Below are 26,090 nucleotides of genomic sequence, written 5' to 3'. Positions count from 1 at the left end.
TCAGGCCGGGGCGGGCTCGGGCCGTCCGGTCACGATCGCCAGCCGCCTGCCGGCGCCGGTCACCTCGAGGGCACGCCGGACCGTCGGCCTGGTTCCCGTGTCCACCAGCAGCTCGGTGCCGCTCTGCTCGGCCTGCAGGGCCGCGTGCAGCAGCACCCGGATCCCGGCGACGCCGAGGAAGTCCACTTCGGACAGATCGAGGACCAGCCGTTCGGGTACGGCCCGGAGGCGGTCGGAAAGCAATGTGGCGAGGTCCGGTGCCGTCGCCGTGTCGAGGTCGCCGCGGGCGGTGATCAGCACCGCGTGCGGGGCGGGCCACGCCGTGCGCAGCCGGAGTGCGGGAGTGCGGGGTCGGGGGACTTGCATCGCGGTTCGCCGCCGTCCTGGGGTGCGCGGGCCGCAGCGCCGCGCTCGGGGGTGTGCCGAGGCCGGCTGCTGTGCTGAACCGTCACCCGAGCCTAACCACCGTTGGGCCACCCGCAACCGGCGTTGCTCCGAACGGGGGCGTGCCGGGTCGTGGCGGTGACCGCTTGTGCCCGCGGCGACCGGGATGCAGTAATCTCGCGCTGGACCCGTTAAAGCGCTAGCGGCCCACTAGTGGCGCGCGCCCGGGTCCTCCCTGGTTGAGAGCGCCCTGAGAAGCGAGAAGAGGGGCGTCACCAGGATGACGGGCGGCGATGAGCAGCTCACCGCGCGGTTGGACGAGGTCACGGTCGCGATGGAGTCGCTGACCGCGATGCTGGACACCGAGCTCGACCTCGGGCAGATGCTGCAAGCGGTGTGCGACCACGCCGTGCAGGTGGTGCCGGGGGCCGACATGGCGAGCATCACGCTGGTGCGCGAAGGCGTGCCCGAGACGGTGGCCAGCACCGACCAGCGCGCGGTGAACTTCGACCGCGAGCAGTACCGGATCGGGGACGGGCCCTGCCTGCGCGCCGCCGAGACCGGGCAGCCGGTCCGCGTCGGCGTCGGGGCGGTGGGGGATCTGTGGCCGCAGTTCGTGTCGTCGGCCGAGCAGCTGGGGGTGGCCAGTTTCCTCGCCGCGCCGCTGACGGTGGACGAGGACATGACCGGCGCGGTCAACCTCTTCGGCTTCGGCGAGCACGGGTTCAGCGAACTGGGCACGAAGATCCTCGAGCTCTACACGGCGACGGTGGTGATCGGCCTGCGCAGCGCCCGCCGGTACTTCGCCGCCCGCGAGCTGATCGACCAGCTCAACCGCGCCCTCGAGACGCGCGCGGTGATCGACCAGGCCAAGGGGATCCTGATGGCCGCGCACCGGATCACCGCGGAGGAGGCGTTCCAGCGCCTCGTGAAGCGGTCCCAGGACGGCAACCGGAAGCTCCACGAGGTGGCGGCGGAGTTCGTGGCGGCGGTGGTGACGACGACGAACTAGCTCGCCGGGACCTCGTCCGGGGGCGCCTCGGTCTCCGCAGCCGCGTCGCGATGCCTGCCGCGCTGGCACGTCGTGCAGATCAGCGTGCGGCCGAGGATGCTGCCGTCGTCGGCCACCACCTGGGCGACGTGCATGGTCGGGAAGCCGCACACTTCGCAGGGCAGCGACCCGTCTTCGCGGCTGATGCGGAGCTGGGTGCCCATCCGGCCTCCTGTGTGACGTGGGTCTCACCTACCTTGCCGGTTCCCACGTCAGAACCGGGTGAATTCACTCGTTCGGCCTAGTCTGGGCCGTCTCCGGGAACCCGATCGGTGCCTCTTGTGTTGGGTGGGATGAGACCGGGTAATCGGCCGGCGACCGGGTTCACCGGGGGATTGCCGGAGGGGAGCGAACATGCGAGACAAGCGGAACGACCTGCGGCCGGTGGCGGACCTCCTCGAGGGTGGGGACACGCCGGCACAAGCCGACACCAGGCGCAAGGCGGCGCTGGCCGTCGCGGCCCGGGCGAAGAGCCCCGAGGACTGCGCGCAGCTGCTCGACATGCTGGGCCTGCACCGGTCCGGCGCCCGCAGCAGCGAAGTCGCCTGACGCACGACCCCGGAGCCCGCCGCGACCAGCCGGTCGCGGCGGGCTCCGTCGCGTCACCCTCCGCTACCACCGGGCGTTTCGAGCCGCGAGCACGCGGGTATCGCTGCCGGTGAGGAGGTCGACATGGCCAGACCGGTCTGGAGCGGTGCCCTGAGCCTGGGGCTGGTCACCGTCCCGGTGGAGCTGTACCCCGCGGTGGCGGACCACACGATCCACTTCCACCAGTTCGAACGCGGCACGTCGGACCGCATCCGCAACCGCCGGGTCAACGAACGGACCGGCGACGAGGTCACCCAGGACGAGATCGTCAAGGGCTACGACCTCGGCGGCGGCGACCACGTGCTCGTCGAGCCGGACGAACTGGACGAGATCGCGCCCGAGCGGTCGCGGCGGATCGACATCGAGCAGTTCGTGGAGCTCGACGAGATCGATCCCTGGTTCTTCGACCGCACGTACTGGCTGAAGCCGGCGAAGGAGGACTTCGCCAAGGCGTACGGCTTGCTGCTGCAGGCGATGGACCGCAGTGAGAAAGCCGGGATCGCGAAGTTCGTGTTGCGCGGCAAGGAATACCTGTCGGCGATCCGCGCCGGCGAAAACGTCATGGTGCTCAACACCCTGCACTTCGTCGCGGACCTGCGGAAGCCGGAGGACGTCATGGGCGGGCTGCCCGAGCTGCCCAAGCCCCGGCCCAAGGAACTCGACATGGCGCTCTCGCTCGTCGACGAGATGACGGCGCCGTGGAAGCCCGAAGACTACCGCGACGAGTACTCCGAACGCGTCGAGGAGCTCATCAAGGCCAAGAAGCAGGGCAAGGAGATCGCCCACGAGGAGGAGCCGGAGCCCTCGGCCGACGTCGTCGACCTGTTCGAGGCGCTGTCGCGCAGCGTGAAGAACCGCAAGGGTGGCGGCAAGAAGCCCAAAAAGAAAGCCGCGAAGAAGAAGGAGCCCGACCTCGCGGAGCTGCCGAAGTCCGAGTTGGACAAGCTCGCTCGCGAGCAAGGCGTGAAGGGCCGGTCGAAGATGACGCGCGCCGAGCTGGAGAAGGCGCTGAAGGCCTCGTGACCGGGGCGACCGGACCGGGCTGGCGGGAACCGACGCTGGCCACGCTCACCGACCGCCGGTTCTCCGCCGGGGACTGGATCTTCGAGCGCAAGCTGGACGGCGTCCGGGCGATCTGCGTGCGCGACTCCGGCACGCCGACGCTCTACTCGCGCAACCACAAGGTGATGGACAACGCCTACCCGGAGCTCGTCGAAGCGCTGGCGGCCCAGGGCGGGCCGCGGTTCGTCGCGGACGGTGAGATCGTGGCCTTCGACGGCGCGAACACCAGTTTCGCGGCGCTGCAGCCACGGATCCACATCAGCGACCCGGACCGCGCGCGGGCCACCGGCGTGCGCGTCTACTACTACTTGTTCGACCTGCTGTACTACGACGACCACGACACGACGGCGCTGCCGCTGCGGCAGCGGAAGGCGTTGCTGCGCGACGCGTTCGACTTCCGGGACCCGCTGCGGCTCTCGGCCCACCGCAACACCGAGGGCGAGGAGTTCTACGCGGAGGCCTGCCGGCGCGGCTGGGAGGGCGTCATCGCGAAGCGGGCCGATTCGCCGTACCACCACGGACGGTCCCCCGACTGGCTGAAGTTCAAGTGCGCCCAAGGGCAGGAGCTCGTCATCGGCGGCTTCACCGACCCGCAGGGCGCCCGCCACGGCTTCGGCGCCCTGCTGCTCGGCTACCACGAGGACGGCGGCCTCAAGTACGCCGGCAAGGTCGGCACCGGGTTCGACGAGCGGCTCCTGGCGTCCCTGCACGCCAAGCTGCGGGAACGCGAGACACGGGAGTCGCCGTTCGCCGGCGCGGTCGGGGAAAAGGGCGCGCACTGGGTCCGGCCGGACCTCGTCGCGCAGATCGACTTCTCCGAATGGACGCGCGACGGGCGGCTGCGGCACCCGCGGTTCGCCGGGCTGCGCGAGGACAAGAAGGCGGCGGACGTCGTGCGGGAGCGCGCATGAAGATTTCCCACGCGGACAAGGTGTACTACCCCGGCGACGGGCTGACGAAAGGCGACGTCGTCGGGTACTACCGCGCGGTCGCCGAGGCCATGCTGCCGCACCTGCGCGGCCGCCCGCTGACGCTGCGGCGCTACCCCGACGGAATCGACGGTCAAGGCTGGTTCCAGAAGCACCCGGGGGAGCACTTCCCGGATTCGATCCGCGTCGAGAGCGTCCCGCGGCGCGGCGGCGGTAGCGACGACTACGTCGTCTGCGACGACGCCGAGACGCTGGAGTACCTGGCCGGCCAGGGCACGCTCGAGTTCCACGTCTGGCTGTCCACCGTGGACGCACCGGAGCGGCCGGACCGGCTGGTGCTCGACCTCGACCCACCGGACGGCACGCCGGTGGGGGAGCTGCGCGCGGTCGCGCGGCGGATCCGCGACCACTACGAGCGGGTGGGGCTGACACCGTTCGTCCAGGCGACCGGCGGCCGCGGTTTCCACGTGCTGGCGCCGCTGGACGCGAAGGCGGACACCGAGACCGTGCTGGAGCTGTCCCGCGCGCTGGCCGACCGCGTCGCCGCCGACGACCCGGACCACCTGACGACGGCCCAGCGCAAGGACAAGCGCGGCGACCGGATCTTCCTGGACGCCAACCGCAACGGCTACGCGCAGACGTTCGTGGCGCCCTACTCGCTGCGCGCCCGTCCGGGCGCGGCGGCGGCCACCCCGCTGGACTGGCGCGAACTGGGCAAGGCGGACCCGGCCGGGTGGAGTCTCGTCAAGGAGAAGCAGCGTCTGGCGCGCAAGGAAGACCCGTGGCGGGACCTGGACGCCCACTCCGCGTCCGCCGAAGCGGCGCTGAAGCAGCTCAACTGAGCAGCTTGTGCGCGGCCTTGAGGTCTTCGACGAAGGCCGCGTAGGCCTGGTCGCGGTCGGGAGCCCGCAGGATCGCCGACGGGTGCACGGTCGCGATCGCCGACGGAACCAGCTCGGCCACGTCCTCGGGTGCTTCCACCGGTTCGCCGCGGTGTTGCGTCAGCTTGAACTTGGTGCCGAGCAGGGACTGCGCGGCCGTCGCGCCCAGCAGCAGCACCAGTTCCGGGCGCACCGCACGCAGCTCGGACAGCAGCCACGGCCGGCAGGCGACCACTTCGGTGCGGCCGGGCTTCTGGTGGATGCGGCGCTTCCCGCGTTCGTCGCGCTTGAACTTGAAGTGCTTGACCGCGTTGGTGACGTACAGCGTCTTGCGGTCGAAACCGGCCTCCTCGAAGGCGCGGTCGAGCAGCTTCCCGGCCGGTCCGACGAACGGCTCGCCGGCGAGATCCTCCTTGTCGCCCGGCTGTTCGCCGACGACCAGGACCTTCGCCTGCTTCGTGCCTTCACCGAAGACGGTCTGCGTGGCGTCCTGGTACAGCGGGCAACCACGGCAGCCGGACGCCGCCGACCGCAACCGGTCGAGGTCGGTCGTGTCCGGCGGCTCGGCACCGCGGGTATCCGGCATGTGCTGCGAGATTCCCGCCGCGGCGCCCGAGTAAACCCGCGTGCCCCGGGTAGCCGCGCGGTACCGCCCGAGAACGGAAGGAGTTCACGATGACCACCGCACGCGAGATCATGACGCCGGACGCGACCTGCGCCCGGGAGTCGGACACCGTGCACGACGCGGCGCAGGCCATGGCCCGGCTGAACGTCGGCGCCCTGCCCATCTGCGGCGAGGACAACCGGCTGAAGGGCATGGTCACCGACCGTGACATCGTGGTGAAGGTGCTGGCCGAGGGCAAGGACCCGCGCGCGGTCCACGTCGGCGAGCTCGCCCAGGGCGAGGTCGTGACGATCGGCGCGGACGACGGCGCCGAGGAGATCCTGCGCACCATGTCCGAGCACCGCGTGCGCCGGCTCCCGGTGATCGACGGCCACGACCTGGTCGGCATCGTCGCGCAGGCCGACGTCGCCCGGGCCCTGTCGAACCCGACGGCCGGCGAGCTGGTCGAGGCCCTGTCCTACGACTGAGTGGCGCGCGGCCCGGGTACCCGGCGGACATGAGCCACAGCCGAGGAAAAGTCGAAGTCGCGACCCGCGTCGCCCTGGACTCCGCCGGCGACCTGGCCGAGCACTACACGCCGGGCGTCGCGGACCAGGCGAAGCGGGTCGCGGACGATCCGGCGGTGCTCGCCCGCGAGACGGTCAAGGGCAACTCGGTCGCCATCGTGTCCGACGGGTCCGCCCTGCTCGGGCTCGGCGACCGGGGCCCGGCCGCCGCGCTGCCGGTGATGGAGGGCAAGGCGGCGCTGCTCAAGCGCTTCGCCGACGTCGACGCCTGGCCGATCTGCCCGGTGAGCCGCGAACCCGACGACCTCGTCCGCACCGTCAAGGACCTGGCGACGTCGTTCGGCGCGATCAACCTCGAGGACATCGCCGCACCGCGGTGCTTCACCGTCGAGCGGCGGCTGCACGACGAGCTCGACATCCCGGTGTTCCACGACGACCAGCACGGTACGGCGGTCGTCGTGCTCGGCGCGCTGCACAACGCCCTGAAGCTGACCGGCCGGGAACCCGGGAGCACGTCGGTCGTCGTCGCCGGCGCGGGGGCGGCGGGCAGCGCGATCGCGCGGCTGCTGCTACGCGCCGGCTACTCCTCCGAGGGCATCGTCGTCTGCGACAGCGGCGGCGTCCTGCACCCGGACCGGGACCTGATGGGGGAGAAGCAGTGGCTGGCGGAGAACACCAACTCCGCGCGCGCGACCGGCAGCGTCCAGGACGCCCTGCGGGACGCGGACGTGTTCGTCGGTGTCAGCGCCGGCGGTCTCCTCGACCCCGGTGACCTCGCCGCGATGGCGGACCGCGCGATCGTCTTCGCCCTGGCCAACCCCGACCCGGAGGTCGACCCCGAGGCGGCGGGCGAGCACGCGGAGATCGTGGCCACGGGCCGCAGCGACTTCCCCAACCAGATCAACAACGTCCTGGCGTTCCCCGGGATGTTCCGGGGGCTGCTCGACTCGGGCGCGCCGCGGGTCACCGGGGAGATGCTGCTGGCGGCGGCGCACGCGCTGGCGGACGTGGTCGGCGACGACCTGGCCGCGGGACGCATCGTGCCCAGCGTGTTCGACGAGGCACTGGTGCCGGCGATGGCGGAGGCGGTGGCCGGCGCGGCCCGGGCCGCCGGTCAGTCCACTGTGGACCCGGCGGCCGGTGTCCCGTCCTGAGCGGTCTGGCCGGCGGTCTCGGCGCGGGCGATGTGCCACGCGACCAGTGCGCCGGCCCCGACCGTACCCCAGAGCACGAGCGCGGCGTCACGGGCGAACAGGCCGACCACGAGCATGACCACCGCGGTGATGTCGCAGAGCACCAGCAGCAGGTTCCAGCGCTTCGTCTCGCGCGGGGAGCGGCCGGTGAAGGCGGCGGCGAACGCGGGATCGCTCGCCCGCAGCTCCGCCTCGATCTCGCGCAGGGCGTGGCGTTCTCGCTCCGGCAGCATGATGGCCTCCTCGCCTCGGCTACCGCAGGGATACCCCGTCGCCGCCCGTCCGAAGCGGCCCTTTCCCGGGAAAGTGCCGCTAGTGGTTGTCGCGGGGGATGCCCTTCGTCTTCGCGATGCGCTGGTACGCCACCGCCGGGCGCAGCACCATGCCGTCGCACAGCTGGTCGACCATCGACCGCTGGATCTCCTGCCACGGCGTCTGCGCGTCCGGGACCGGGTACCCGCCCGCCTCGGCCAGCTCCTTGTGGCGCAGCGCGAGCTCCTCGTCGGGGATCAGGACGTCGGCAGTGCCCGCGGTGAGGTCGATCCGCACCCGGTCGCCGGTGCGCAGCACCGCGAGCCCGCCGCCCGCGGCGGCTTCGGGGGAGGCGTTGAGGATCGACGGCGACCCGGACGTGCCCGACTGCCGGCCGTCGCCGAGGCAGGGCAGCTCGTGGATCCCGCGCTTGATCAGCTCCGCCGGCGGCCGCATGTTCACCACCTCCGCCGAACCCGGGTAGCCGAGCGGGCCGGTGCCGCGCATGACCAGCAGCGAGTGCTCGTCGACGCCGAGGTCCGGGTCGTCGATGCGGGCGTGGTAGTCCTCGGGGCCGTCGAACACGACGGCGGTGCCCTCGTAGACGCCGCCGGCCAGGTAGCGGCGGCGGAACTCCGCCGAGATCACGCTGGACTTCATGATCGCCGCGTCGAAGAGGTTGCCCTTGAGGACCAGGAACCCGGCGTCTTCGGTGAGGGCGGTGCCGAAGGTCCGGATGACGTCGCGGTCGCCGGCTTCGGCGTCGCGGCAGTTGTCACCGAGCGTGCGGCCGTTGACCGTGCGCGCCTCTTCGTGGATCAGGTCGTGGCGCATCAGCTCGTGCACGACGGCCGGGACACCGCCCGCCCGGTGGAACTCCTCGCCGAGGTACTTGCCCGCCGGCTGCAGGTCGACCAGCAGCGGGACGGCGTGGCCGAGGCGCTGCCAGTCTTCGAGGGGCAGGTCGACGCCGATGTGCCGGGCGATCGCGCCGATGTGGATGGGCGCGTTGGTCGAACCGCCGATCGCCGAGCTGACGACGATGGCGTTCTCGAACGCTTCACGGGTCAGGATGTCCGAGGGCTTGAGGTCCTCGCGCACCATCTCGACGATCCTCAGCCCGGTCAGGTAGGCCATCCGCGCCCGGTCGCGGTGCGGCGCGGGGATGGCGGCGCAGCCGGGCAGGCTCATCCCGAGCGCCTCGGCGAGCGCGTTCATCGTCGAGGCGGTGCCCATGGTGTTGCAGTGCCCGGGCGACGGCGCCGAGGACGCGACGAGCTCCATGAACCCGGCGTCGTCGATCTCCCCGGCGGCGAGCAGTTCGCGCGCCTTCCAGACGATGGTCCCGGAACCGGTGCGCTCGCCGTTGTGCCAGCCGTTGAGCATGGGCCCGCCGGACAGCACGATCGCGGGGATGTCGACGGTCGCGGCGGCCATCAGGCAGGCGGGGGTGGTCTTGTCGCAGCCGGTGGTGAGGACCACGCCGTCGATGGGGTAGCCGTAGAGGGTCTCGACGAGCCCGAGGTAGGCCAGGTTCCGGTCCAGGGCCGCGGTCGGGCGCTTGCCGGTTTCCTGGATGGGGTGGACCGGGAACTCGATGGCGATGCCGCCGGCTTCCCGGATGCCTTCGCGGGTGCGGTCGGCGAGCTGCAGGTGGTGCCGGTTGCAGGGGGAGAGGTCGGAGCCGGTCTGCGCGATGCCGATGATCGGCTTGCCGGACTGGAGTTCTTCCCGGGTGAGCCCCCAGTTCATGTACCGCTCGAGGTAGAGGGCGGTCATCCCGGGGTCGGCGGGGTTGTTGAACCAAGCTTCGCTGCGCAGTCCCATACCGGTCAGTTTGGCAATGGTGGTGGCGGAATGCACGCTCCCGGGTGGCCGGGGTCGGATCGCTCGGCGAGTGCACCTCGCTCCTTCTGTCCCCCTCGCACTCGTTCCGAACGTCTTGGATGAGTCATTCAGGGCGTTGGGGGTCTTGAATGAGCTTCATTCAAGACTTCTGTCCGGGCCCGGGGTGCGGCGGGGATGGCCCTTCCGTAAGCCCCTCCGGCACCCCGAAGCTGTCATTGTGACTACGGCCGGCAACACCGCGTCAAGGCGGGAAAGCGTGCCTTGACCCGGCGCTGCCGGCCGTGTTCTGGCTTCGGATCGGGGTGCGGGGGAGTCTGGGTTCTCGGCCGCTCCTGTTCTCGGGTTCCCCTTGCGTCCGGGGGGCGGGTCGGCTGGGTGGGTGTGGCGGTGCGGGGTCGGCAGGGCGGGTGCGGCGGGTAGGCGGTGCGAGGCCGACAGGCGGGGTGCCGCCGGCCCGCGGTTCCCGGCGTAAGGCGCCTGCCTGGGCGCTCACCGAGTGGCGGCCGGGCCCGGATCCCTCGGGCCCGGCCGCACCCCTCACCCCTTCCGGCGTGGGCCACCCGCGCCGGCGGCCCGCGCCGGGGATCTCAGCCCAGGCCGTTGAGGCCGATCACCCGGGAGTACCAGTGCGCGCTCTGCTTCGGCGTCCGGCGCTGCGTCTTGTAGTCCACGTGGACCAAGCCGAACCGCTTTGCGTACCCCTCCGCCCACTCGAAGTTGTCCAGCAGCGACCAGTAGAAGTAGCCGCGCAGGTCCACGCCCGCCGCCAGTGCGTCGTGCGCCGCTCGCAGGTGGGAGTCCAGGAAGGCCACCCGGTCGGTGTCGACGATGTCGCCGCCGTCCGCGATCACGTCCGGGTATGCCGCGCCGTTCTCCGTGATGTACAGCGGTACCCGGCGGTAGCCGCGGTGGACCTGCAGCAGGGACTCCGTCAGGCCGGCCGGCTGGACCTCCCAGCCGGAGTCCGTGCGCGGGGCCGCCGGGTCCGGGACGAAGTGCACGTCGCCCGCTCCCACCCACTCCGGGCCCGCCGGCTCGCTGCCCGGTACCGGGCGGCCCGCCACCCGGTAGTCGCGGTAGTAGTTCACGCCCAGCCAGTCGACGTGCGCGGCGATGACCGCCGCGTCCTCGTCGCGGACCACCTCGCCCAGCCCGAACGGTGCCAGGTCGGTCACCAGGTCGTCCGGGTAGCCGCCGCGCAGGACCGGGTCGAGGAACAGCCGGTTCTGCAGGCCGTCGATGCGCCGGGCCGCCGCGACGTCGGTGACGTTCGCCGGGTCGTGCGGGGCGACCGGGTACAGGTTGAGCGTGATGCCCGCCGGGGTGCCCGGCGCGTGCCGCCGGATGATGTCCATCGCCAGCCCGTGGCCGAGCAGCAGGTGGTGGGTGGCGGCGACCGCGGCCGGGTGGTCGGTGCGGCCCGGCGCGTGGATGCCGCCCGCGTAGCCGAGCATCGCCGCGCACCACGGCTCGTTCAGCGTCGACCAGCTGGCGACGCGGTCGCCGAGCCGGGCCAGCACCGTCTCGGTGTACTCGGCGAACCGGTAGGCCGTGTCCCGCGAGGTCCAGCCGCCCTTTTCCTCCAGTGCCTGCGGCAGGTCCCAGTGGTAGAGCGTCGCCCACGGCTGGATCCCGGCCTCCAGGAGGCAGTCGACCAGCCGGTCGTAGAACGCGAGCCCGGCGGCGTTGGGCGCGCCGCCGTCCGGCCGGACGCGAGGCCACGCCAGCGAGAAGCGGTAGGCGCCGAGGCCGAGCCGGCGCATCAGGTCGACGTCTTCGGAGTACCGGCGGTAGTGGTCGGCCGCCGGGTCGCCGGTGTCGCCGCCCACGACCGCACCCGGACGGCGCGCGAAGACGTCCCAGACCGAGTCGGTGCGACCGTCGGCCGTGGTGGCCCCTTCCACCTGGAACGCCGCGGTGGCGGCGCCCCAGACGAACCCGGGCGGGAACATCAACGCGGTCTCCGCCCGAACGCTGTCGGGATGTACGGACATGTTCACCCTTTCACGGCACCTTGCATGATCCCGGCCACGATCTGGCGGCCGAGGAGGACGAAGACGATGAGGATGGGGATGGTGGCCAGGGTCGTGCCGGCCAGCACCAGCGAATAGTCGACGTAGTAGCCGCTCTGGAGCTTCTCCAGCGCCACCTGGACGGTCGGGTTGCCCGCGTCCAGCACCACCAGCGGCCACAGGAAGTCGTTCCACGACATCATGAACGTGAACATCGCCAGGATCGCCGCGGCCGGCCGGACCGCGGGCAGGCAGACGTTCCAGAAGATCCGGATCATGCTGCAGCCGTCGACGCGCGCGGCCTCGATCAGCTCGTACGGCAGTGCGTCCACTGTGTACTGCCGCATCCAGAACACGCCGAACGCGGTGACCAGGTTGGGCACGATCACCGCCGTCAGGCTCCCTGTCCAGCCGAGCTCGGACATCGCGATGAACAACGGGATGATGCCCAGCTGGGTGGGCACCGCGAGCGTGACGACGATGAACACGAACAGCTTGTTGCGCCCGCGGAACCGCAGTTTCGCGAAGGCGAAGCCGGCCAGCGCGGAGAACAGCACCGTCGTCAGCGTCACCGTGCCGGACACGATGACGCTGTTGGCCAGCGCCTTCCAGAACGGGACGGTGTCGAACACCCGGGCGGCGTTGGCGAAGAAGTTGCCGCCGGGCACGAACGGCGGGATGCGTTCGGTGAGCATCCCGTTGTCGCGGCTGGCGACCAGGAACGACCAGTAGAACGGGAACAGCGAGCCGAGCACGAAGATCGCCAGCACGACGTAGGTCGCCTTGCGGGGCTTGCCGAGGGTGGCGACCTTCCGCCGGAGTCCTGTTCTAACACTGTCACTCTGGACCGTTGTCATTTCTTCTTCACCGCCTGGGGACGTGCGAGCCGGCCGGTGAGGAAGAAGTTCACCAGCGCGATGAGCACGATGATCAGGAACAGCACCCAGGCGATCGCCGAGGCGTAACCGAGGTCGGCGTTCTGGAACGCCGTCTGGTAGAGGTAGAGCGTCACGGTCTGGAACTGGTTGGTCGAGCCGCCGTTGTTCGAGCCGGGCATGGCGTCGAACAGCTTCGGCTCGGTGAAGATCTGCAGGCCGCCGATCGTCGAGGTGATGGTGACGAAGATCAGCGTCGGCCGCAGCAGCGGCAGGGTGACGTTCCAGAAGCGGCGCCACGTGCCGGCCCCGTCGATCAGGGCCGCTTCGTGCAGTTCCTTCGGGATGGCCTGCATGGCCGCCAGCACGATCAGGGCGTTGTAGCCGGTCCAGCGCCAGTTGACCATGATCGCGATCGCGACGTGGCTGCCGAAGCGGCTGGCCTGCCAGTCGACCGGGTCCAGCCCGATCGTCTGCAGCACGCCGTTGATCAGCCCGTACTTCGGGCCGAACAGGTTGGCGAAGATGATGCCGATGGCGACGAGGCTGGCCGCGTACGGCAGCAGGATGCCGACCCGCCAGCCGGTCGCACCGCGCAGCCGGGCGCCGAGCAGGGCCGCCAGCAGCACGGCGATGATGATCTGCGGGACGCTGGAGAGCAGGAAGATGCTGATCGTGTTGGTCAGCGCGTTCCAGAACTGCGCGTCGGCGAAGAGCTCCTTGAAGTTGTCGAGGCCGATGAAGTCGGGGTCGTCGGTCCCGGCTTCCCACTTGAACAGCGAGACGTACGCGGTGTAGAGCAGCGGGAACAGCCCGACGATCCCGAAGAGGATGAAGAACGGCGCGATGTAGAGGTACGGCGAGACCTTGACGTCCCACCGGCTCAACCGGTGGCGGAAGGTGGGCCGGGGAGACGTGCGCTCCCCGGCCTTACTCCCTTCCGGCGCGACCTTGTCGAGGACGGTCATCGGCTCAGCGCGTGATCTTCTTCGCGGCTTCGACCATTTGGTTCCAGCCGTCCGCGGCCGACTTGCCCTGTTCGACCGCCTGCAGGGCCGGGCTCGACGCGTTCTCCTGGATCTGGCCGTCGCCCGGGCCCTTGTACTGCGGCTTCTGGACCTTCTTGGCCTGCTCGGCGAACAGCTCGCCGACCTTCGTGCCGCCGAAGTAGTCGTCGGTCTTGCTCAGCAGCGCGGGGTCCGTCAGGGCCTTGACCTGGCTCGGGAAGGTGCCCTTGGCCTGGAACGCCTTGATCTGCTGCTCCGGTGCGGTCAGCCAGGCCGCGAGCTCGGCGGCCTCCTTCGGGTGCTTCGACTGCGTCGGCACGGTCAGGTACGAGCCGCCCCAGTTGCCGCCGCCGCCGGGGAACGCCGCGGTGACGGCCCACTTGCCGGCGTTCTCCGGGCCCGCCTGCTCCTTGATCACACCGAGCATCCACGCCGGGCACACCTTCGTGGCGAACGCGCCCTGCTTGAAGCCGGTGTTCCACTCGTTGCTGAACGCGGTGAGCTTGGCCGACTCGCCCTTGGCGACGGCGTCGGTGACCTTGGTCCAGGCGTCCTTGATGCCCTGGTTGCTCTCGACGGCGAGCTTGTCGTCGCTGCCGATGTAGCCCTGGGGAAGCTGGTTGACCATGGCGTTGAAGTTCTGCGCGGCCGAGTCGAACCAGGCCTTGCCGTTCGACTTCTTGACGAAGTCCGCACCCGCGGCGAAGTAGCTGTCCCAGGTGGCGAACAGCGGCTTGACCGCTTCGGGGTCGTCCGGCAGGCCGGCGGCCTTGAACATGTCCTTGCGGTAGCACATGGCGAGCGGGCCGATGTCGGTGCCGTAGCCGATGAGCTTGCCGTCCTTGGTCTTGGCGGCGTCGTACTTCCAGCTCAGCCAGCGGTCGGGGGAGGCGTCGGCCGGCCCGATCTTGCTCAGGTCGTTGAACTTGGAGCCCTTGTCGAGGAAGTCGGACAGGTGTCCCTCTTCCAGTGCCGTCACGTCGGCGAGGCCCGAGCCGGCGGCGAGCTTGGTGACGAGGTCTTCGTGGTACGGGCCGCCCTGGCCGGTCTTGCGGTGGGTGATCTTGATGTTCGGGTGCAGCCGCTCGTACTCCGGGATGAGTGCCTCGTAGCCGAACTCGGTGAACGTCGCCAGCGTCAGGTCCACGTGCTCGTTCGGGCCCGCCGCGGGCGGGGTGCTGCTGTCACCGCCGCTACCACAGGCCGAGGCGCCGAGCGCCGTCATCGTGATGCCCAGTGCGAGGACCAGGCCGTTCCGGATCGTTCTCACGTGTTCAACCACCTTGTTGACGGGAATGAGCGCTCTCACTGCTGGGAGCCCGACTGGGAGCGCTCCCAGGTGTCGCAGAGTCTGCTGGGGGCCTCCACCGGTGTCAAGGGGTCGTAACCGGAGTGTTTCCTGCGAGGAGCGCTCCCGGACGTGCGGAGGCGTGAACGTTAAGCTGGGGCGGTCAGGGTGGTAGCGGGTGGATGAGGGCGGTGCCGTGGGGCCTCGAGCAGGGGATGAAGAACGGCCGACGCTGGAGGACGTCGCGGCGTTCGCCGGCGTGTCGCGGTCGACGGCGTCGCGCGCGTTGAACGACGACGCGTACGTCAGCGCGGCGGCGCGCGAGAAGGTTCTCGCCGCGGCCCGCGACCTGGGCTACTCCCCGAACCAGGCGGCTCGTTCGCTGGTCACGCGCCGGACCGGCGCGGTCGCCGTGGTGCTGTCGGAGCCCGAGGCCCGGCTGCTGGACGACCCCTACCGGACCGCGGTCATGCGGGCCGGCTACCGCGAGCTCGCCGACGTCGGCCGCCAGATGGTGCTCATCTTCAGCGACACGCGCGAGGACCTGGGCAAGACCGTCCGGTTCCTCGAGGGCGGCCACGTCGACGGCGCGCTGGTGTTCGCGCCGCACCGGGCCGACCCCTTGCCCAAGGCGCTGCGGCTGCTGCGCATCCCGGTGGTGTTCGGCGGCCAGGCGGCCGGCATCCGGCGCGGGGTGCACGTCGTCGACTTCGACAACGAGGGCGGCGCCCGGCTGGCGGTCGAGCACCTGGTCGCGGCCGGGCGGCGGCGGATCGCCACGATCGCCGGCCCGCAGGACCAGAGCGCCCCGATCGACCGGCTCGCCGGCTGGCGCAAGACGCTGCTCGACGCCGGGCTCGACCCCGCCGACCTGGCCGAAGAGGCCGACTTCACGCTGGCCGGCGGCGCGGCCGCGATGTCGGCGCTGCTGACCCGCCACCCCGACCTCGACGCGGTGTTCGTCGCCAGCGACATGATGGCGGTCGGTGCCCTGCGAACGCTGGACGCGGCGGGCCGCCGCATCCCCGAAGACGTCGCGGTGGTCAGCTTCGACGACAACGCGACCCTGGCCCCGGCGATGGACCCGCCGCTGACGTCGGTCCACCAGGACCCGCGCGAGCAGGTCCACGCGATGGTCGAGACGCTGATGCGGCTGCTCGACGACCAGAGCCTCAAGCCCCGGCAGCACATCCTCCCGGTCTCGCTGGCCGTGCGCGCTTCGAGCTGACCGCCACGCCGAAGGGCCCCTTCGCCTCCTTTGCCGCGACGAAGGGGCCCTTCGGCGTGCCACCCGCACTGAAGGTGCCCTTCAGGCTTGCTCCTGCGCCGGTGGCCGGGAGCGCTCCCGGTCGAGATCTACGCGTTCGGCGCTAAACGCCGTTTCCCCGGCACTCCCCGTGACCACCGCGCTACGCCGTCCGAGTGAACGGCCGACGATCGTCGGCGGCTGTTCAGGAGTGTTCAGTGGGCCGTCGTTCGCCGGGTGCGCCGAAGTGACGTTCGCGGCCGCGGTGTCCTTCTGACTCGATTCTTTACATCCAGGTTTCCGGCTGGCTACCGTCTGCGCCTGGAAGCGCTCCCAGATCGCTGGCTCCCTACGGACAAAGGAGTTCCGCAGCCATGCGTTCCTCTCCCCGAATGCGCCGGTTGCGCGGCCGGACCCTGGCCCTGGCCTCGGCCACGGTCGCGGTCGCCGCCGCGCTGGTCGCCCCACCGCCGGCGCTCGGCGCCGACGTCGCCTGCTCCGTCACCTACACCACCAACGACTGGGACACCGGGTTCACCGCGAACGTCTCGCTGCGCAACGACGGCGCGCCGCTCGACAGCTGGAAGGTCGGCTGGACCTTCCTCGACGGCCAGAAGGTTCAGCAGGGCTGGAGCGCCAGCTTCGCCCAGTCCGGCGCCTCGGTCACCGCTTCGAACCTCTCCTACAACGGCCACCTCGACACCGGCGCGAGCACGTCGTTCGGCTTCAACGGGTCCAAGGGCTCGGCCAACCGTCCACCGACCGACTTCTCCGTCAACGGCAGCGCGTGCACCGGCGCCAACAAGGCACCGACGGTCACCCTGACCTCGCCCACGTCGACCGGCACCTACTACGCCCCGGCCACGATCCCGCTGGCCGCGACCGCCGCCGACAGCGACGGCAGCGTCAGCAAGGTCGAGTTCTACGCCGGCGACACGCTGCTGGCCACCGACACGGCCGCGCCGTTCGAAGGCAGCTGGGGCAACGTCCCGGCCGGGACGTACTCGATCACGGCGAAGGCCTACGACAACAAGAACGCCTCGACGACGTCGACCTCGGTCAGCGTGAAGGTGCTCTCCGGTCCCACGATCGTCGCCACCCCGGCGACCGCGCAGGTCAAGCAGGGCGGCACGACGACGTTCGCGGTCAGCCTCGCCGGCGCGCCGACGAGCTCGGTCACCGTCGGCGTGGCGCGGACGGCGGGCAGCACCGACCTCACCGCGAGCCCGACGAGCCTCACGTTCACGACGGCGAACTGGAACACCCCGCAGAACGTCACGGTGAACAGTGCCGACAACGGGGGCGACCTGGGCAGCGCGACCTTCACCGCGAGCAGCAGCGGCTACACCGCCGCGACAGTGACGGTCAACGAGATCTCGTCGTCCACTTCGGACTACCAGCTCGCCTTCCTGACCCAGTACAACAAGATCAAGGACCCGAACAACGGCTACTTCCGCAAGTTCGGGAACATCCTGGTGCCCTACCACTCGATCGAGACGCTCATCGTCGAGGCCCCGGACCACGGCCACGAAACGACGTCGGAGGCGTTCAGCTACTACCTGTGGCTGGAAGCGTCCTACGGACGGGTCACCGGTGACTGGTCGCCGTTCAACCAGGCGTGGACGTCCATCGAGACGTACGCGATCCCGTCGGCGTCCGACCAGCCCGGCAACTCCGGCTACAACGCGAGCAAGCCGGCGACGTACGCGGCCGAGTACCCGAGCCCGAAGCAGTACCCGTCGCAGCTGCAGAGCGGCGTTTCGGTCGGGGCCGACCCGATCGCGGCGGAGCTGAAGGCGGCCTACGGCTCGTCCGACGTCTACGGCATGCACTGGCTGCTCGACGTGGACAACATCTACAAGTTCGGCCACTGCGAGGACGGCACGAACACCGCGCCGGCGTTCATCAACACCTTCCAGCGCGGCTCGCAGGAGTCGGTCTGGGAGACGGTCACCCAGCCCAGCTGCGACCTCCTGAAGTTCGGCGGCAAGAACGGTTACCTCGACCTGTTCACCGGCGACTCGTCGTACGCGAAGCAGTGGAAGTACACCGACGCGCCCGACGCGGACGCCCGCGCCGTGCAGGTGGCCTTCCAGGCCGAGAAGTGGGCCGCGGCGCAGGGCAAGAGCGCGGACGTGGCCGCCGTCGTGAAGAAGGCGTCGAAGATGGGCGACTACCTGCGGTACTCGCTGTTCGACAAGTACTTCAAGAAGATCGGCAACTGCGTCGGCGCGTCCACCTGCGCGGCGGGCACCGGCAAGGACAGCGAGCACTACCTGGTCTCGTGGTACTACGCCTGGGGCGGCTCGGCCGACACGGCCAGCTCCTGGGCGTGGCGGATCGGGGACGGCGCGGCCCACCAGGGCTACCAGAACCCGCTGGCCGCGTACGCGCTGTCGGCGGACCCGGGCCTGAAGGTCACTTCGGCCACCGGTGCGAGCGACTGGGCGACCAGTCTCGGCCGGCAGCTGGAGTTCCTGCAGTGGCTGCAGTCGTCCGAAGGCGGTCTCGCCGGCGGCGCGACCAACAGCTGGGACGGTCAGTACGGCACCCCGCCGTCGGGCACGCCGACGTTCTACGGGATGTTCTACGACTACCAGCCGGTCTGGCACGACCCGCCGAGCAACCAGTGGTTCGGCTTCCAGACGTGGGGCATGGAGCGGATCGCCGAGTACTACCAGGCGACGAACGACTCCCGCGCGAAGAAGATCCTCGACAAGTGGGTTCCGTGGGCCATCGCCAACACCACGGTCGGCGCGGGCGGGAGCTTCCAGATCCCGTCCGACCTGACCTGGAGCGGCGCGCCGGACACCTGGAACGCCACCAGCCCGGGCGCCAACACGGGGCTGCACGTCACGGTGAAGAACTTCAGCCAGGACGTCGGGGTCGCGGCCTCGCTCGCGAAGACGCTGCTGTACTACGCGGCGGGGTCGAGCAACGCCCAGGCGAAGACGGTCGGGGAGCAGCTGCTCACGGCGTTGTCGGCCAACACCGACAGCAAGGGCATCGCGGTGCCGGAGACCCGGACCGACTACAACCGGTTCGACGACACCTACAACGCCACCACCGACCAGGGTCTCTACGTCCCGAGTGGCTGGACCGGCACGATGCCGAACGGCGACGCGATCAACTCGAACTCGACGTTCCTGTCCATCCGCTCCTTCTACAAGAGCGACCCGCAGTGGCCGAAGGTCCAGTCCTACCTGGACGGTGGCGCCGCGCCGACGTTCACCTACCACCGGTTCTGGGCGCAGTCGGAGATCGCCACGGCGTTCGCCGCGCACGTCGCCCTGTTCGGCTGAAAGGCACTCGATGAAGCGACTGCTCGCCTTCGCGGTCGCCGCACTGGCCGGGGCCGCCGTTCTCACGGCGTCCCCGGCCACCGCGGCCCCCGCGGTTTCCGGGACCGGCACGGGCTATTGGCACGCCAGCGGGTCCCAGCTCGTCGACTCCGCCGGCACGCCGGTCCGGATGACCGGGATCAACTGGTTCGGCGCCGAGACCGGCAACTACTCGCCGCACGGCCTGTGGAGCCGCAACTACAAGGACATGCTCGACCAGATGGCGGGCCTCGGCTACAACACGCTGCGGCTGCCCTACTCGAACCAGCTGTTCGACAGCGGTTCGAAGCCGACCAGCATCGACGCCGTGCAGAACCCGGACCTGCAAGGGCTTTCCGGGCTGCAGGTGCTCGACAAGATCATCGCCTACGCCGGCGTCAAGGGCATGCGCGTGATCCTCGACCAGCACCGGCCGGACTCCGGCGCGCAGTCCCCGCTCTGGTACACCAGCGCCTACCCCGAGAGCCGGTGGCTTTCGGACTGGACGATGCTCGCCCAGCACTACAAGGGCAACCCGACGGTGATCGGCGCCGACCTGCACAACGAGCCCCACTCGATCCAGGGTGGCGGGGGAGCGTGCTGGGGCTGCGGCGACACCGCGACCGACTGGCGGCTGGCCGCCGAACGCGGCGGGAACGCCGTGCTGGCGGCGAACCCCGACTGGCTGGTCATCGTCGAGGGCGTCGACTGCGTCAGCGGCACCGGCGACCCGCAGTGCGGCTGGTGGGGCGGCAACCTCTCCGGGGCGAAGCAGTTCCCGGTGCGGTTGTCCAAACCGGACAAGCTCGTCTACTCGGCGCACGAGTACGCGACGTCGGTGTTCGCCCAGCCGTGGTTCTCCGACCCGTCGTTCCCGGCGAACCTGCCCGCGTTGTGGGACCACTTCTTCGGCTACCTGCAGAAGCAGAACATCGCGCCGGTGCTGCTCGGCGAGTTCGGCACCACCCTCGCCGACCCGCGCGACAAGAGGTGGCTGCAGGAGCTGATGAAGTACACCGGCACCGGCGCGACCGGGATGAGCTTCACGTACTGGTCGTGGAACCCCAACTCCGGGGACACCGGCGGCATCCTCAACGACGACTGGACGACGGTCAACCAGGCCAAGCAGGCCATCCTGCAGCCCTACCTGATCCCACCGGTGGGTTCCGGTGGCGGGACGACCGATCCGCCGCCCGCGGTGAGCTGCGCGGTCGCCTACCACGTCGACAACACGTGGCAGGGCGGGTTCGTCGCCTCGGTGACGCTCAAGAACACCGGCAGCACACCGCTCAAGTCCTGGGCCCTCGGCTGGACCGTGCCTTCCGGGGTGCAGATCACCGGCGGCTGGGGCGCGACGGTCACCCAGAGCGGGCAGCTCGCGAGCGCCAAGGCGCCGTCGTGGGCGCCCGACCTCGCCGGCGGCGCCTCGACGTCGATCGGCTTCCAGGCGACCGGCGCCTCGACCGGTTCTCCGAGCGGCTTCGCCGTCGGCGCGACCGCGTGCACCACCTGACCCACCCACCGAACACGAAGGAGCACACTCGATGAAGAGTGAATTCTGGTCCGCGAGGAGGAAGTCACGGCTCGCCGTGGCGTCCTCGCTGACGGCCGCGGCCGTCGTCTCGGGGCTCCTGGTGGCCGGCGGCAGCCCGGCGACCGCCGCCACGGGCTGCAAAGTCACCTACACGGTCAACCAGTGGGACACCGGGTTCACCGCGAACATCGCGGTGACGAACCTCGGCGACGCCGTCTCGAGCTGGGACGTCCAGTGGGACTTCGGCGGCAACCAGCAGGTGCAGCAGGGCTGGAGCGCCACGTTCAGCCAGTCCGGCAAGCACGTGAGCGCGAAGAACCCGTCGTGGGGCGGCAACCTCGGGTCGAACGCGACCGCGAGCTTCGGCTTCAACGGCTCGTACTCCGGGACGAACGCGGTGCCCGCGCAGTTCACGCTCAACGGCGTCGTCTGCGACGGCACCACGGGCGGCCCGTCGACCACGCCGACGACCCCGACGACCCCCACGACGCCGACCACTCCCACCACCCCGACGACGGTGACCACGACGCCGCAGCCCGGCACCCACGTGGACAACCCGTACGCCGGCTCGAAGGGGTACGTGAACCCGGACTGGTCGAGCCAGGTGAGTGCGGCGGCCGCGGCCAAGGGCGGCACGCTGGGCGCCCAGATGGCCAAGGTGGCGAACACCTCGACGGCGGTGTGGCTGGACCGCATCGCGGCGATCGAGGGCACGTCGAGCGCGCGCGGCCTGCGCGGCCACCTCGACGCGGCGTTGAGCCAGGCCAGCGGCGGCACGCCGGTGACCATCCAGATCGTCGTCTACGACCTGCCGAACCGCGACTGCGCGGCGCTGGCGTCCAACGGGGAGCTGAAGGCTTCCCAGAACGGCCTGGCCCGGTACAAGAGCGAGTACATCGACCCGATCGCGTCGATCCTGTCCGACTCGAAGTACGCGCCGCTGCGGATCGTCGCGGTCGTGGAGCCGGACTCGCTGCCGAACCTGATCACGAACACCTCGATGGCGACCTGCGCGGAAGCGCAGTCCACCGGGGTGTACACGCAGGGCATCCAGTACGCGCTGAACAAGCTGCACGCGATCTCCAACGTGTACAACTACCTGGACATCGCGCACTCGGCGTGGCTGGGCTGGGACAGCAACTTCCAGCCGTTCGTCAACCTGGTCAAGCAGACGCTGCAGGGCACCACGGCCGGCGTGAACAGCATTGACGGCTTCATCAGCTCCACGGCGAACTACACGCCGCTGACCGAGCCGTACCTGCCCGACCCGAACCTCACGGTCGGCGGGCAGCAGCTGAAGTCGGCGACCTTCTACCAGTGGAACCCGTACTTCGCCGAGATCCCCTTCGCCACCGCGATGTACAACGCGTTCGTTTCCGCGGGCCTGCCGAGCGGGATCGGCATGCTGGTCGACACCTCGCGCAACGGCTGGGGCGGCTCGGCCCGGCCGAGCGGGGCCTCGGGGTCCACTGTGGACGCCTACGTGAACTCGGGCCGGATCGACCGGCGGCTGCACCGGGGCAACTGGTGCAACCAGAGCGGCGCGGGTCTGGGTGTCCGGCCGACGGTCGCGCCGGCGGCGCACTTCGACGCCTACGTCTGGATCAAGCCGCCGGGTGAGTCCGACGGTGCCAGCCAGCAGATCCCCAACGACGAAGGCAAGGGCGCGGACCCGATGTGCGATCCGACGTTCCACGGCAGCCAGCAGGCCAACGGCGGCAACCTGACCGGTGCCCTGCCGAACGCCCCGCTGTCCGGCAAGTGGTTCGAGGCCCAGTTCGAAGAGCTGGTCCAGAACGCGTACCCGCCGGTGTCCTAGCAAGACTCCCGGGCCGGGCGGTGCCGCGCAGCCGCCGTCCGGCCCGGGTCTCCACCCTCAACCGAGATCCTTGCGGAAGCTCAGCCGGTCCAGTCCCGGCCCGTCGTAGTCGGGCTGGACCGGCAGTCCTTCGAACTCCTTCGGCCCTGGTTCGGTGACGAACCCCATCCGGGTGTGGAACGCGTGCGAATCCTTGTTCACCGGCGACGTGATCGCCCGTACCACCGACCGCCCGTTTTCGCGGCTGTAGGCGAAGAAGCGCTCGTACAGCGCCGCGCCGAGGCCCTTGCCGCGCTCGGCGGGGTCGACGCCGACGAAGTGGATGTAGCTCTCGGCCGGCCGGGACGGCGAGAGGAAGCCGATCAGGAACGCGATGATCCGCTCGTCGGCGGTCACCAGGAAGCTGCTCCCGGAGAAGTGCTGGAACATCAGCTTCGGCAGCAGGAGCGCGCGCTGGCGGCTGCCTTCCTCGCCGCCCAGGCCGCCCCACCAGCCGTCGAGGACGGCGAGCACCGGGAGGTGGTCGTCCGGCGTGGGGCGGCGGACGGGGTGGCCGAGCAGCGGGGGAAGCGTGGTCATACCGGCCAGCCTGCCCACCGCCCGGCTCCGGCGCGACCCGATTTCACCGCCGGTTCCGGCCCGGGCTCCACGCCGGGGCGGCCGGGCTCACGGCACCACCTGGTGCACCCCGGCCAGCACCTGCTCCCAGACGGCGGCCGGGTCGGCGCCGCGCTCGACCGACCGCAGCGCGGGCGCGACCACCGTCTCCTGGATCTTGCCGTCGCCCGGGCCCTTGTACTGCGGTTTCCCGACCTTGCGGGCCTGTGCGACGAAAACCTGCCCGCTCAGCGCGCCGCCGAAGTAGCCGTTCATCTCGGCGAGCAGGTCGGGCGAGGTGAAGGCGTCGACCTGGCTGGGGAACGTCCCGCTCACCCGGAACGCGTGCAGCTGCTGCTCCGGTGCGGTCAGCCAGGCGGCGAGCGCGGCGGCTTCCCGCTGGTGCGGGCTCGCGGCCGGGACCGTGAGGTAGGAGCCGCCCCAGTTGCCGCCGCCGTCCGGGAACGCGTCGGTGATCGCCCACTTGCCCGCGTTGCCCAGCCCCGCCTGCTGCTCGATGACGCCGAGCATCCACGCGGGACAGACTTTCGTCGCGAAAGCGCCCAGGCGCAGGCCGTTGTTGCCGTCTTCGGCGAAGGCGGTGAGGCCGGCCGACTGTCCCTGCTTGACCGCGGTCGTGACCTGGTCCCACGCGGCGCGCAGGGCGGTGTTCGTCTCGAGCGTCGGGTGGTCGTCGCGGTCGAGGTAGCCGACCGGCAGCTGGTTGACCATCGCGTTGAAGTTCTGCGCCGCGGAGTCGAACCAGGCCTTGCCCTTGGAGCGCTTGACGTACTTCTCGCCGGCCGTGAAGTAGCTGTCCCAGGTCGCGAACATCGTCTTGACCGAGCCGGGGTCGGTCGGCAGCCCGGCGGCCTCGAGGAGGTCCTTGCGGTAGCACATGGCCAGCGGGCCGATGTCCGTGCCGTAGCCGACGAGCTTGCCGTCCTTGCTGCGGCCCGCTTCGTACTTCCACTCCAGCCAGCGGCCGGGCTTCACGTCGGGCGGACCGACCTCGGCGAGGTCGGCGAACTTCCCCGACTGGGCGAGGACGTCGGCGAGGTGACCTTCCTCGACGGCCTGGACGTCCGCGAGCCCCTGTCCGCTGTGGAGCTTGTCGAGCAGGTCCTGGTGGTACGGGCCGCCCTGCTCGGTCCGCACCTGGGTGATGGTGATCCCGGGGTGGGTGAACTCGTAGCCGGGGATCAGGTCGTCGTAGCCGAACTCGCCGAACGTCGCGAGCGTCAGCGTGATGCGCTCGGGCGTGCCGGGTCCGCAGCCGGCGGTCAGGACGAGCAGGACCACGGTGACGGCGAAAGCCACGCGTCTTCGGATGGATTTCATGCGCACTCCTCACTCCCTCGTGATTGGGAGCGCTCCCGGACGGAGTCTCTGTTCCGGGCACGGTGGGTGTCAAGCCGCGCGACAGCGGGTGTCCGCGCGGACACGGAAGGGGTGCGATGAAGCGTCCGACGATCACCGACATCGCGCGGGAGGCCGGCGTGTCCAAGGGCGCGGTGTCCTACGCGCTCAACGGCAGGCCCGGCGTTTCCGAGGCGACCCGGCACCGGATCACGCGCATCGCCCGCGAGCTCGGGTGGTCCCCGAGCAGCGCGGCGCGCGCCCTGTCCGGCGGCCGCTCCGGGACGATCGGCCTGGTGCTCGACGGGCCGTCGGAGGTGTTCTTCCCGGCCTTGCTCGACGGGTTCTCGCAGGAGCTGCTGCTGCGGGTCGCGGAGGGCCGCGACGCGGCGGTGGCGGTCTACCACCGCTGGCGCGCGGAGCGGAAGGTGGACGGCGTGCTGCTGACCGGCCCGGACTGCGCGGCGGAAGTGGCGCGGATCGGCCTGCCGGCGGTGGTGCTCGGCGGACCGGGCGGCCTGCCGGAGGCGCCGTCGGTCCGGGTGGACGACACCGCGGGAGCGGCGGAGGCCCTGGAGTACCTGGCGGCGCTGGGGCACCGGCACGTGGTCCGCATCGCGGGCGCGGCGCCGTTCGCGGACGCGGGGGAGAGGGCGGAAGCGTTCACGACGGTGGCCCACCGGCTGGGCTTGTCGGGGGCGCGAACGGCCGGCGCGGGAGATTCCCCGCAGCGGGGTGACGCGTGGGGGCAGGCCGGCGGGGGCCGGCGCCCCGGGGCGGGGATTCTCGGTGGTGCCTGGGGGCAGGTTGGCGGGGTTTCGGGCTCTGGCTCGGGGTATTCGGGTGGCGCTGTGGGTGCGGGGGCAGCCGACGGGGTCTCGGGCCCTGGCTCCGGTTACGCCGGTGGCGCTGCGGGCTCAGGGCAGGTCGGCGGGGTCTCGGGTTCCGGCTCGGGGTATCGCGGTGGCACCGTGGGTGCGGGGCGTACCGATGGGGTCTCGGGCCCCGGCTCCGGGTATTCGGGTGGCGCTGTGGGCCCGGGTCAGGTTGGTGGGGTCTCGGGCCCTGGCTCCGGTTACGCCGGTGGCGCTGTGGGCCCGGGTCAGGTCGGCGGGGTCTCGGGCCCCGGCTCCGGGTATCCCGGTGGCTCTGCGGGCCCAGGTCAGGTCGGCGGTGTCTCCGGCTCCGCGTACCCCGGCGGCGCCGCGAGCGCCGGTCAGGCCGGAGTCCGGTTCGGCGGCTGGGCCGACGATCCCTGGCGGCCCGGCGCGTGGGCCGCCGGTTCCCGCGTCGCTGCCGCCAGGCACGCCGAAGTCCGGTCCGCGTCCCCTGCCGCGCCTCGCCCCTATACCCCTCCCGCCGAACCCTCGGTCGAAACCCTCCGCAGCGTCCTGGCCGCCGACCCCCGGCCCACCGCCCTCCTCTGCGACACCGACGCCCTCGCCGTCGCCGCGCTCGTCGCCGCTCGGGAGCTCGGCCTCGCCGTCCCCCGGGACCTCTCCGTCGTCTCCTGGGACGACTCCGGCCTCTGCCGCCTCGTGCGGCCCGCCCTCTCCGCCGTGCGGCGGCCGCTGGCCGAGCTCGGCGGGCTCGCCGCGTCGATGCTGCGTGACCTCGTCGCCGGGGAAGACGTCGCCGACGTCTGCGCCTCGCGGCCGCGGCTCGTCACGCGCGGCAGCACCGGTCCCGTCCGCTGAACGGGGCCGGTGCCGCC

Annotated in this window: 23 protein-coding genes; 12 read left to right on the top strand and 11 right to left on the bottom strand. The window is 71.0% G+C overall.

What is annotated here, in order from left to right; all coding sequences use genetic code 11:
- Complete coding sequence (locus tag ACWEVP_RS29375) at positions 1 to 366, bottom strand: STAS domain-containing protein (protein ID WP_452065805.1); 366 nt, start codon at positions 364 to 366, stop codon at positions 1 to 3.
- 298 nt (positions 367 to 664) lie between these two features.
- Between ACWEVP_RS29375 and ACWEVP_RS29370 the strand changes: the two genes are divergently transcribed.
- The gene (locus ACWEVP_RS29370; RefSeq protein WP_452065804.1) at positions 665 to 1,396 is read left to right on the top strand and encodes an ANTAR domain-containing protein; all 732 of its coding nucleotides are present in this window, start codon (positions 665 to 667) and stop codon (positions 1,394 to 1,396) included.
- On the opposite strand, the gene ACWEVP_RS29365 is transcribed toward ACWEVP_RS29370, so the two are convergent.
- Entirely contained in the window at positions 1,393 to 1,599 is a 207-nt protein-coding gene (locus ACWEVP_RS29365) for a hypothetical protein (RefSeq protein WP_452065803.1), read from the bottom strand. The genes ACWEVP_RS29370 and ACWEVP_RS29365 overlap by 4 nt on opposite strands.
- A 190-nt stretch (positions 1,600 to 1,789) precedes the next feature.
- On the opposite strand from ACWEVP_RS29365, the gene ACWEVP_RS29360 reads away from it, so the two are divergent.
- The 4 genes from ACWEVP_RS29360 (at position 1,790) to ligD (ACWEVP_RS29345) (ending at position 4,856) form a co-directional block, all read left to right on the top strand.
- Positions 1,790 to 1,984, top strand: a complete 195-nt coding sequence (locus ACWEVP_RS29360) for a hypothetical protein (protein ID WP_452065802.1) — start codon at positions 1,790 to 1,792, stop codon at positions 1,982 to 1,984.
- A 123-nt stretch (positions 1,985 to 2,107) separates the two neighbouring features.
- Positions 2,108 to 3,046 carry a non-homologous end joining protein Ku gene (ku, locus tag ACWEVP_RS29355; RefSeq protein ID WP_452065801.1) on the top strand — a complete coding sequence of 313 codons (939 nt, stop codon included), beginning with the start codon at positions 2,108 to 2,110 and terminating at the stop codon, positions 3,044 to 3,046.
- Positions 3,043 to 3,996, top strand: a complete 954-nt coding sequence (ligD, locus tag ACWEVP_RS29350; protein WP_452065800.1) for a non-homologous end-joining DNA ligase — start codon at positions 3,043 to 3,045, stop codon at positions 3,994 to 3,996. The genes ku and ligD (ACWEVP_RS29350) overlap by 4 nt, the downstream gene beginning before the upstream one ends.
- The gene (gene ligD, locus ACWEVP_RS29345; protein WP_452065799.1) at positions 3,993 to 4,856 is read left to right on the top strand and encodes a non-homologous end-joining DNA ligase; all 864 of its coding nucleotides are present in this window, start codon (positions 3,993 to 3,995) and stop codon (positions 4,854 to 4,856) included. Before ligD (ACWEVP_RS29350) ends, ligD (ACWEVP_RS29345) begins: the two co-directional genes overlap by 4 nt.
- Here the strand turns inward: ligD (ACWEVP_RS29345) and ACWEVP_RS29340 are convergent.
- The gene (locus tag ACWEVP_RS29340; RefSeq protein WP_452065798.1) at positions 4,849 to 5,481 is read right to left on the bottom strand and encodes a UdgX family uracil-DNA binding protein; all 633 of its coding nucleotides are present in this window, start codon (positions 5,479 to 5,481) and stop codon (positions 4,849 to 4,851) included. The genes ligD (ACWEVP_RS29345) and ACWEVP_RS29340 overlap by 8 nt on opposite strands.
- An 89-nt stretch (positions 5,482 to 5,570) precedes the next feature.
- On the opposite strand from ACWEVP_RS29340, the gene ACWEVP_RS29335 reads away from it, so the two are divergent.
- On the top strand, positions 5,571 to 5,987 hold the full coding sequence (locus ACWEVP_RS29335; RefSeq protein WP_452065797.1) for a CBS domain-containing protein: 417 nt from the start codon (positions 5,571 to 5,573) through the stop codon (positions 5,985 to 5,987).
- 29 nt (positions 5,988 to 6,016) lie between these two features.
- Positions 6,017 to 7,180: an NAD(P)-dependent malic enzyme gene (locus tag ACWEVP_RS29330; RefSeq protein ID WP_452065796.1), complete on the top strand. Its 1,164-nt coding sequence runs from the start codon at positions 6,017 to 6,019 to the stop codon at positions 7,178 to 7,180.
- Here ACWEVP_RS29330 and ACWEVP_RS29325 read toward each other — a convergent pair.
- From ACWEVP_RS29325 to ACWEVP_RS29300, 6 genes are all read right to left on the bottom strand, one after another.
- Positions 7,141 to 7,452 carry a DUF3040 domain-containing protein gene (locus tag ACWEVP_RS29325; RefSeq protein ID WP_452065795.1) on the bottom strand — a complete coding sequence of 104 codons (312 nt, stop codon included), beginning with the start codon at positions 7,450 to 7,452 and terminating at the stop codon, positions 7,141 to 7,143. The two genes, ACWEVP_RS29330 and ACWEVP_RS29325, sit on opposite strands and share 40 nt — an antisense overlap.
- Before the next feature lie 79 nt (positions 7,453 to 7,531).
- The gene (locus ACWEVP_RS29320) at positions 7,532 to 9,298 is read right to left on the bottom strand and encodes an IlvD/Edd family dehydratase (protein ID WP_452065794.1); all 1,767 of its coding nucleotides are present in this window, start codon (positions 9,296 to 9,298) and stop codon (positions 7,532 to 7,534) included.
- Between the two features lie 608 nt (positions 9,299 to 9,906).
- On the bottom strand, positions 9,907 to 11,319 hold the full coding sequence (locus ACWEVP_RS29315; protein ID WP_452065793.1) for a GH1 family beta-glucosidase: 1,413 nt from the start codon (positions 11,317 to 11,319) through the stop codon (positions 9,907 to 9,909).
- Entirely contained in the window at positions 11,316 to 12,188 is an 873-nt protein-coding gene (locus ACWEVP_RS29310; RefSeq protein WP_452065792.1) for a carbohydrate ABC transporter permease, read from the bottom strand. Before ACWEVP_RS29310 ends, ACWEVP_RS29315 begins: the two co-directional genes overlap by 4 nt.
- Positions 12,185 to 13,174: a carbohydrate ABC transporter permease gene (locus ACWEVP_RS29305; RefSeq protein WP_452065791.1), complete on the bottom strand. Its 990-nt coding sequence runs from the start codon at positions 13,172 to 13,174 to the stop codon at positions 12,185 to 12,187. Before ACWEVP_RS29305 ends, ACWEVP_RS29310 begins: the two co-directional genes overlap by 4 nt.
- 4 nt (positions 13,175 to 13,178) lie before the next feature.
- Positions 13,179 to 14,483 (bottom strand): ABC transporter substrate-binding protein, encoded by a 1,305-nt coding sequence (locus ACWEVP_RS29300; RefSeq protein WP_452065790.1) that lies wholly within the window; start codon positions 14,481 to 14,483, stop codon positions 13,179 to 13,181.
- 250 nt (positions 14,484 to 14,733) lie between these two features.
- Between ACWEVP_RS29300 and ACWEVP_RS29295 the strand changes: the two genes are divergently transcribed.
- The 4 genes from ACWEVP_RS29295 (at position 14,734) to ACWEVP_RS29280 (ending at position 22,420) form a co-directional block, all read left to right on the top strand.
- Positions 14,734 to 15,729: a LacI family DNA-binding transcriptional regulator gene (locus ACWEVP_RS29295; protein ID WP_452065872.1), complete on the top strand. Its 996-nt coding sequence runs from the start codon at positions 14,734 to 14,736 to the stop codon at positions 15,727 to 15,729.
- 392 nt (positions 15,730 to 16,121) lie between these two features.
- A complete protein-coding gene (locus tag ACWEVP_RS29290; RefSeq protein ID WP_452065789.1) occupies positions 16,122 to 19,049 on the top strand; it encodes a glycoside hydrolase family 48 protein in 2,928 nt (975 codons plus the stop codon).
- 10 nt (positions 19,050 to 19,059) lie between these two features.
- Complete coding sequence (locus ACWEVP_RS29285) at positions 19,060 to 20,580, top strand: cellulase family glycosylhydrolase (RefSeq protein WP_452065788.1); 1,521 nt, start codon at positions 19,060 to 19,062, stop codon at positions 20,578 to 20,580.
- 31 nt (positions 20,581 to 20,611) lie between these two features.
- Positions 20,612 to 22,420: a glycoside hydrolase family 6 protein gene (locus ACWEVP_RS29280; RefSeq protein WP_452065787.1), complete on the top strand. Its 1,809-nt coding sequence runs from the start codon at positions 20,612 to 20,614 to the stop codon at positions 22,418 to 22,420.
- Between the two features lie 57 nt (positions 22,421 to 22,477).
- On the opposite strand, the gene ACWEVP_RS29275 is transcribed toward ACWEVP_RS29280, so the two are convergent.
- Entirely contained in the window at positions 22,478 to 22,999 is a 522-nt protein-coding gene (locus ACWEVP_RS29275) for an N-acetyltransferase family protein (RefSeq protein WP_452065786.1), read from the bottom strand.
- 87 nt (positions 23,000 to 23,086) lie between these two features.
- Positions 23,087 to 24,358, bottom strand: a complete 1,272-nt coding sequence (locus ACWEVP_RS29270; RefSeq protein WP_452065785.1) for an ABC transporter substrate-binding protein — start codon at positions 24,356 to 24,358, stop codon at positions 23,087 to 23,089.
- Between the two features lie 116 nt (positions 24,359 to 24,474).
- Between ACWEVP_RS29270 and ACWEVP_RS29265 the strand changes: the two genes are divergently transcribed.
- Positions 24,475 to 26,073 carry a substrate-binding domain-containing protein gene (locus ACWEVP_RS29265; protein WP_452065784.1) on the top strand — a complete coding sequence of 533 codons (1,599 nt, stop codon included), beginning with the start codon at positions 24,475 to 24,477 and terminating at the stop codon, positions 26,071 to 26,073.
- Positions 26,074 to 26,090: the final 17 nt, after the last annotated feature.

The organism is Amycolatopsis sp. NPDC003865, from assembly GCF_053605345.1.
Note: the sequence above shows the minus strand (reverse complement) of the source record. Positions and strands in the feature narration are given on the sequence as shown.

Bases quoted from the DNA above. Each gene is read 5' to 3' on its own strand.
- ACWEVP_RS29375 (WP_452065805.1), bottom strand. From the start codon at position 366: ATGCAAGTCCCCCGACCCCGCACTCCCGCACTCCGGCTGCGCACGGCG.
- ku (WP_452065801.1), top strand. From the start codon at position 2,108: ATGGCCAGACCGGTCTGGAGCGGTGCCCTGAGCCTGGGGCTGGTCACC.
- ACWEVP_RS29320 (WP_452065794.1), bottom strand. From the start codon at position 9,298: ATGGGACTGCGCAGCGAAGCTTGGTTCAACAACCCCGCCGACCCCGGG.
- ACWEVP_RS29325 (WP_452065795.1), bottom strand. From the start codon at position 7,452: ATGCTGCCGGAGCGAGAACGCCACGCCCTGCGCGAGATCGAGGCGGAG.
- ACWEVP_RS29360 (WP_452065802.1), top strand. From the start codon at position 1,790: ATGCGAGACAAGCGGAACGACCTGCGGCCGGTGGCGGACCTCCTCGAG.
- ACWEVP_RS29280 (WP_452065787.1), top strand. From the start codon at position 20,612: ATGAAGAGTGAATTCTGGTCCGCGAGGAGGAAGTCACGGCTCGCCGTG.
- ACWEVP_RS29290 (WP_452065789.1), top strand. From the start codon at position 16,122: ATGCGTTCCTCTCCCCGAATGCGCCGGTTGCGCGGCCGGACCCTGGCC.
- ACWEVP_RS29310 (WP_452065792.1), bottom strand. From the start codon at position 12,188: ATGACAACGGTCCAGAGTGACAGTGTTAGAACAGGACTCCGGCGGAAG.
- ACWEVP_RS29340 (WP_452065798.1), bottom strand. From the start codon at position 5,481: ATGCCGGATACCCGCGGTGCCGAGCCGCCGGACACGACCGACCTCGAC.
- ACWEVP_RS29285 (WP_452065788.1), top strand. From the start codon at position 19,060: ATGAAGCGACTGCTCGCCTTCGCGGTCGCCGCACTGGCCGGGGCCGCC.
- ACWEVP_RS29335 (WP_452065797.1), top strand. From the start codon at position 5,571: ATGACCACCGCACGCGAGATCATGACGCCGGACGCGACCTGCGCCCGG.
- ACWEVP_RS29305 (WP_452065791.1), bottom strand. From the start codon at position 13,174: ATGACCGTCCTCGACAAGGTCGCGCCGGAAGGGAGTAAGGCCGGGGAG.
- ACWEVP_RS29270 (WP_452065785.1), bottom strand. From the start codon at position 24,358: ATGAAATCCATCCGAAGACGCGTGGCTTTCGCCGTCACCGTGGTCCTG.
- ACWEVP_RS29265 (WP_452065784.1), top strand. From the start codon at position 24,475: ATGAAGCGTCCGACGATCACCGACATCGCGCGGGAGGCCGGCGTGTCC.
- ACWEVP_RS29370 (WP_452065804.1), top strand. From the start codon at position 665: ATGACGGGCGGCGATGAGCAGCTCACCGCGCGGTTGGACGAGGTCACG.
- ACWEVP_RS29275 (WP_452065786.1), bottom strand. From the start codon at position 22,999: ATGACCACGCTTCCCCCGCTGCTCGGCCACCCCGTCCGCCGCCCCACG.
- ACWEVP_RS29365 (WP_452065803.1), bottom strand. From the start codon at position 1,599: ATGGGCACCCAGCTCCGCATCAGCCGCGAAGACGGGTCGCTGCCCTGC.
- ACWEVP_RS29330 (WP_452065796.1), top strand. From the start codon at position 6,017: ATGAGCCACAGCCGAGGAAAAGTCGAAGTCGCGACCCGCGTCGCCCTG.
- ligD (WP_452065799.1), top strand. From the start codon at position 3,993: ATGAAGATTTCCCACGCGGACAAGGTGTACTACCCCGGCGACGGGCTG.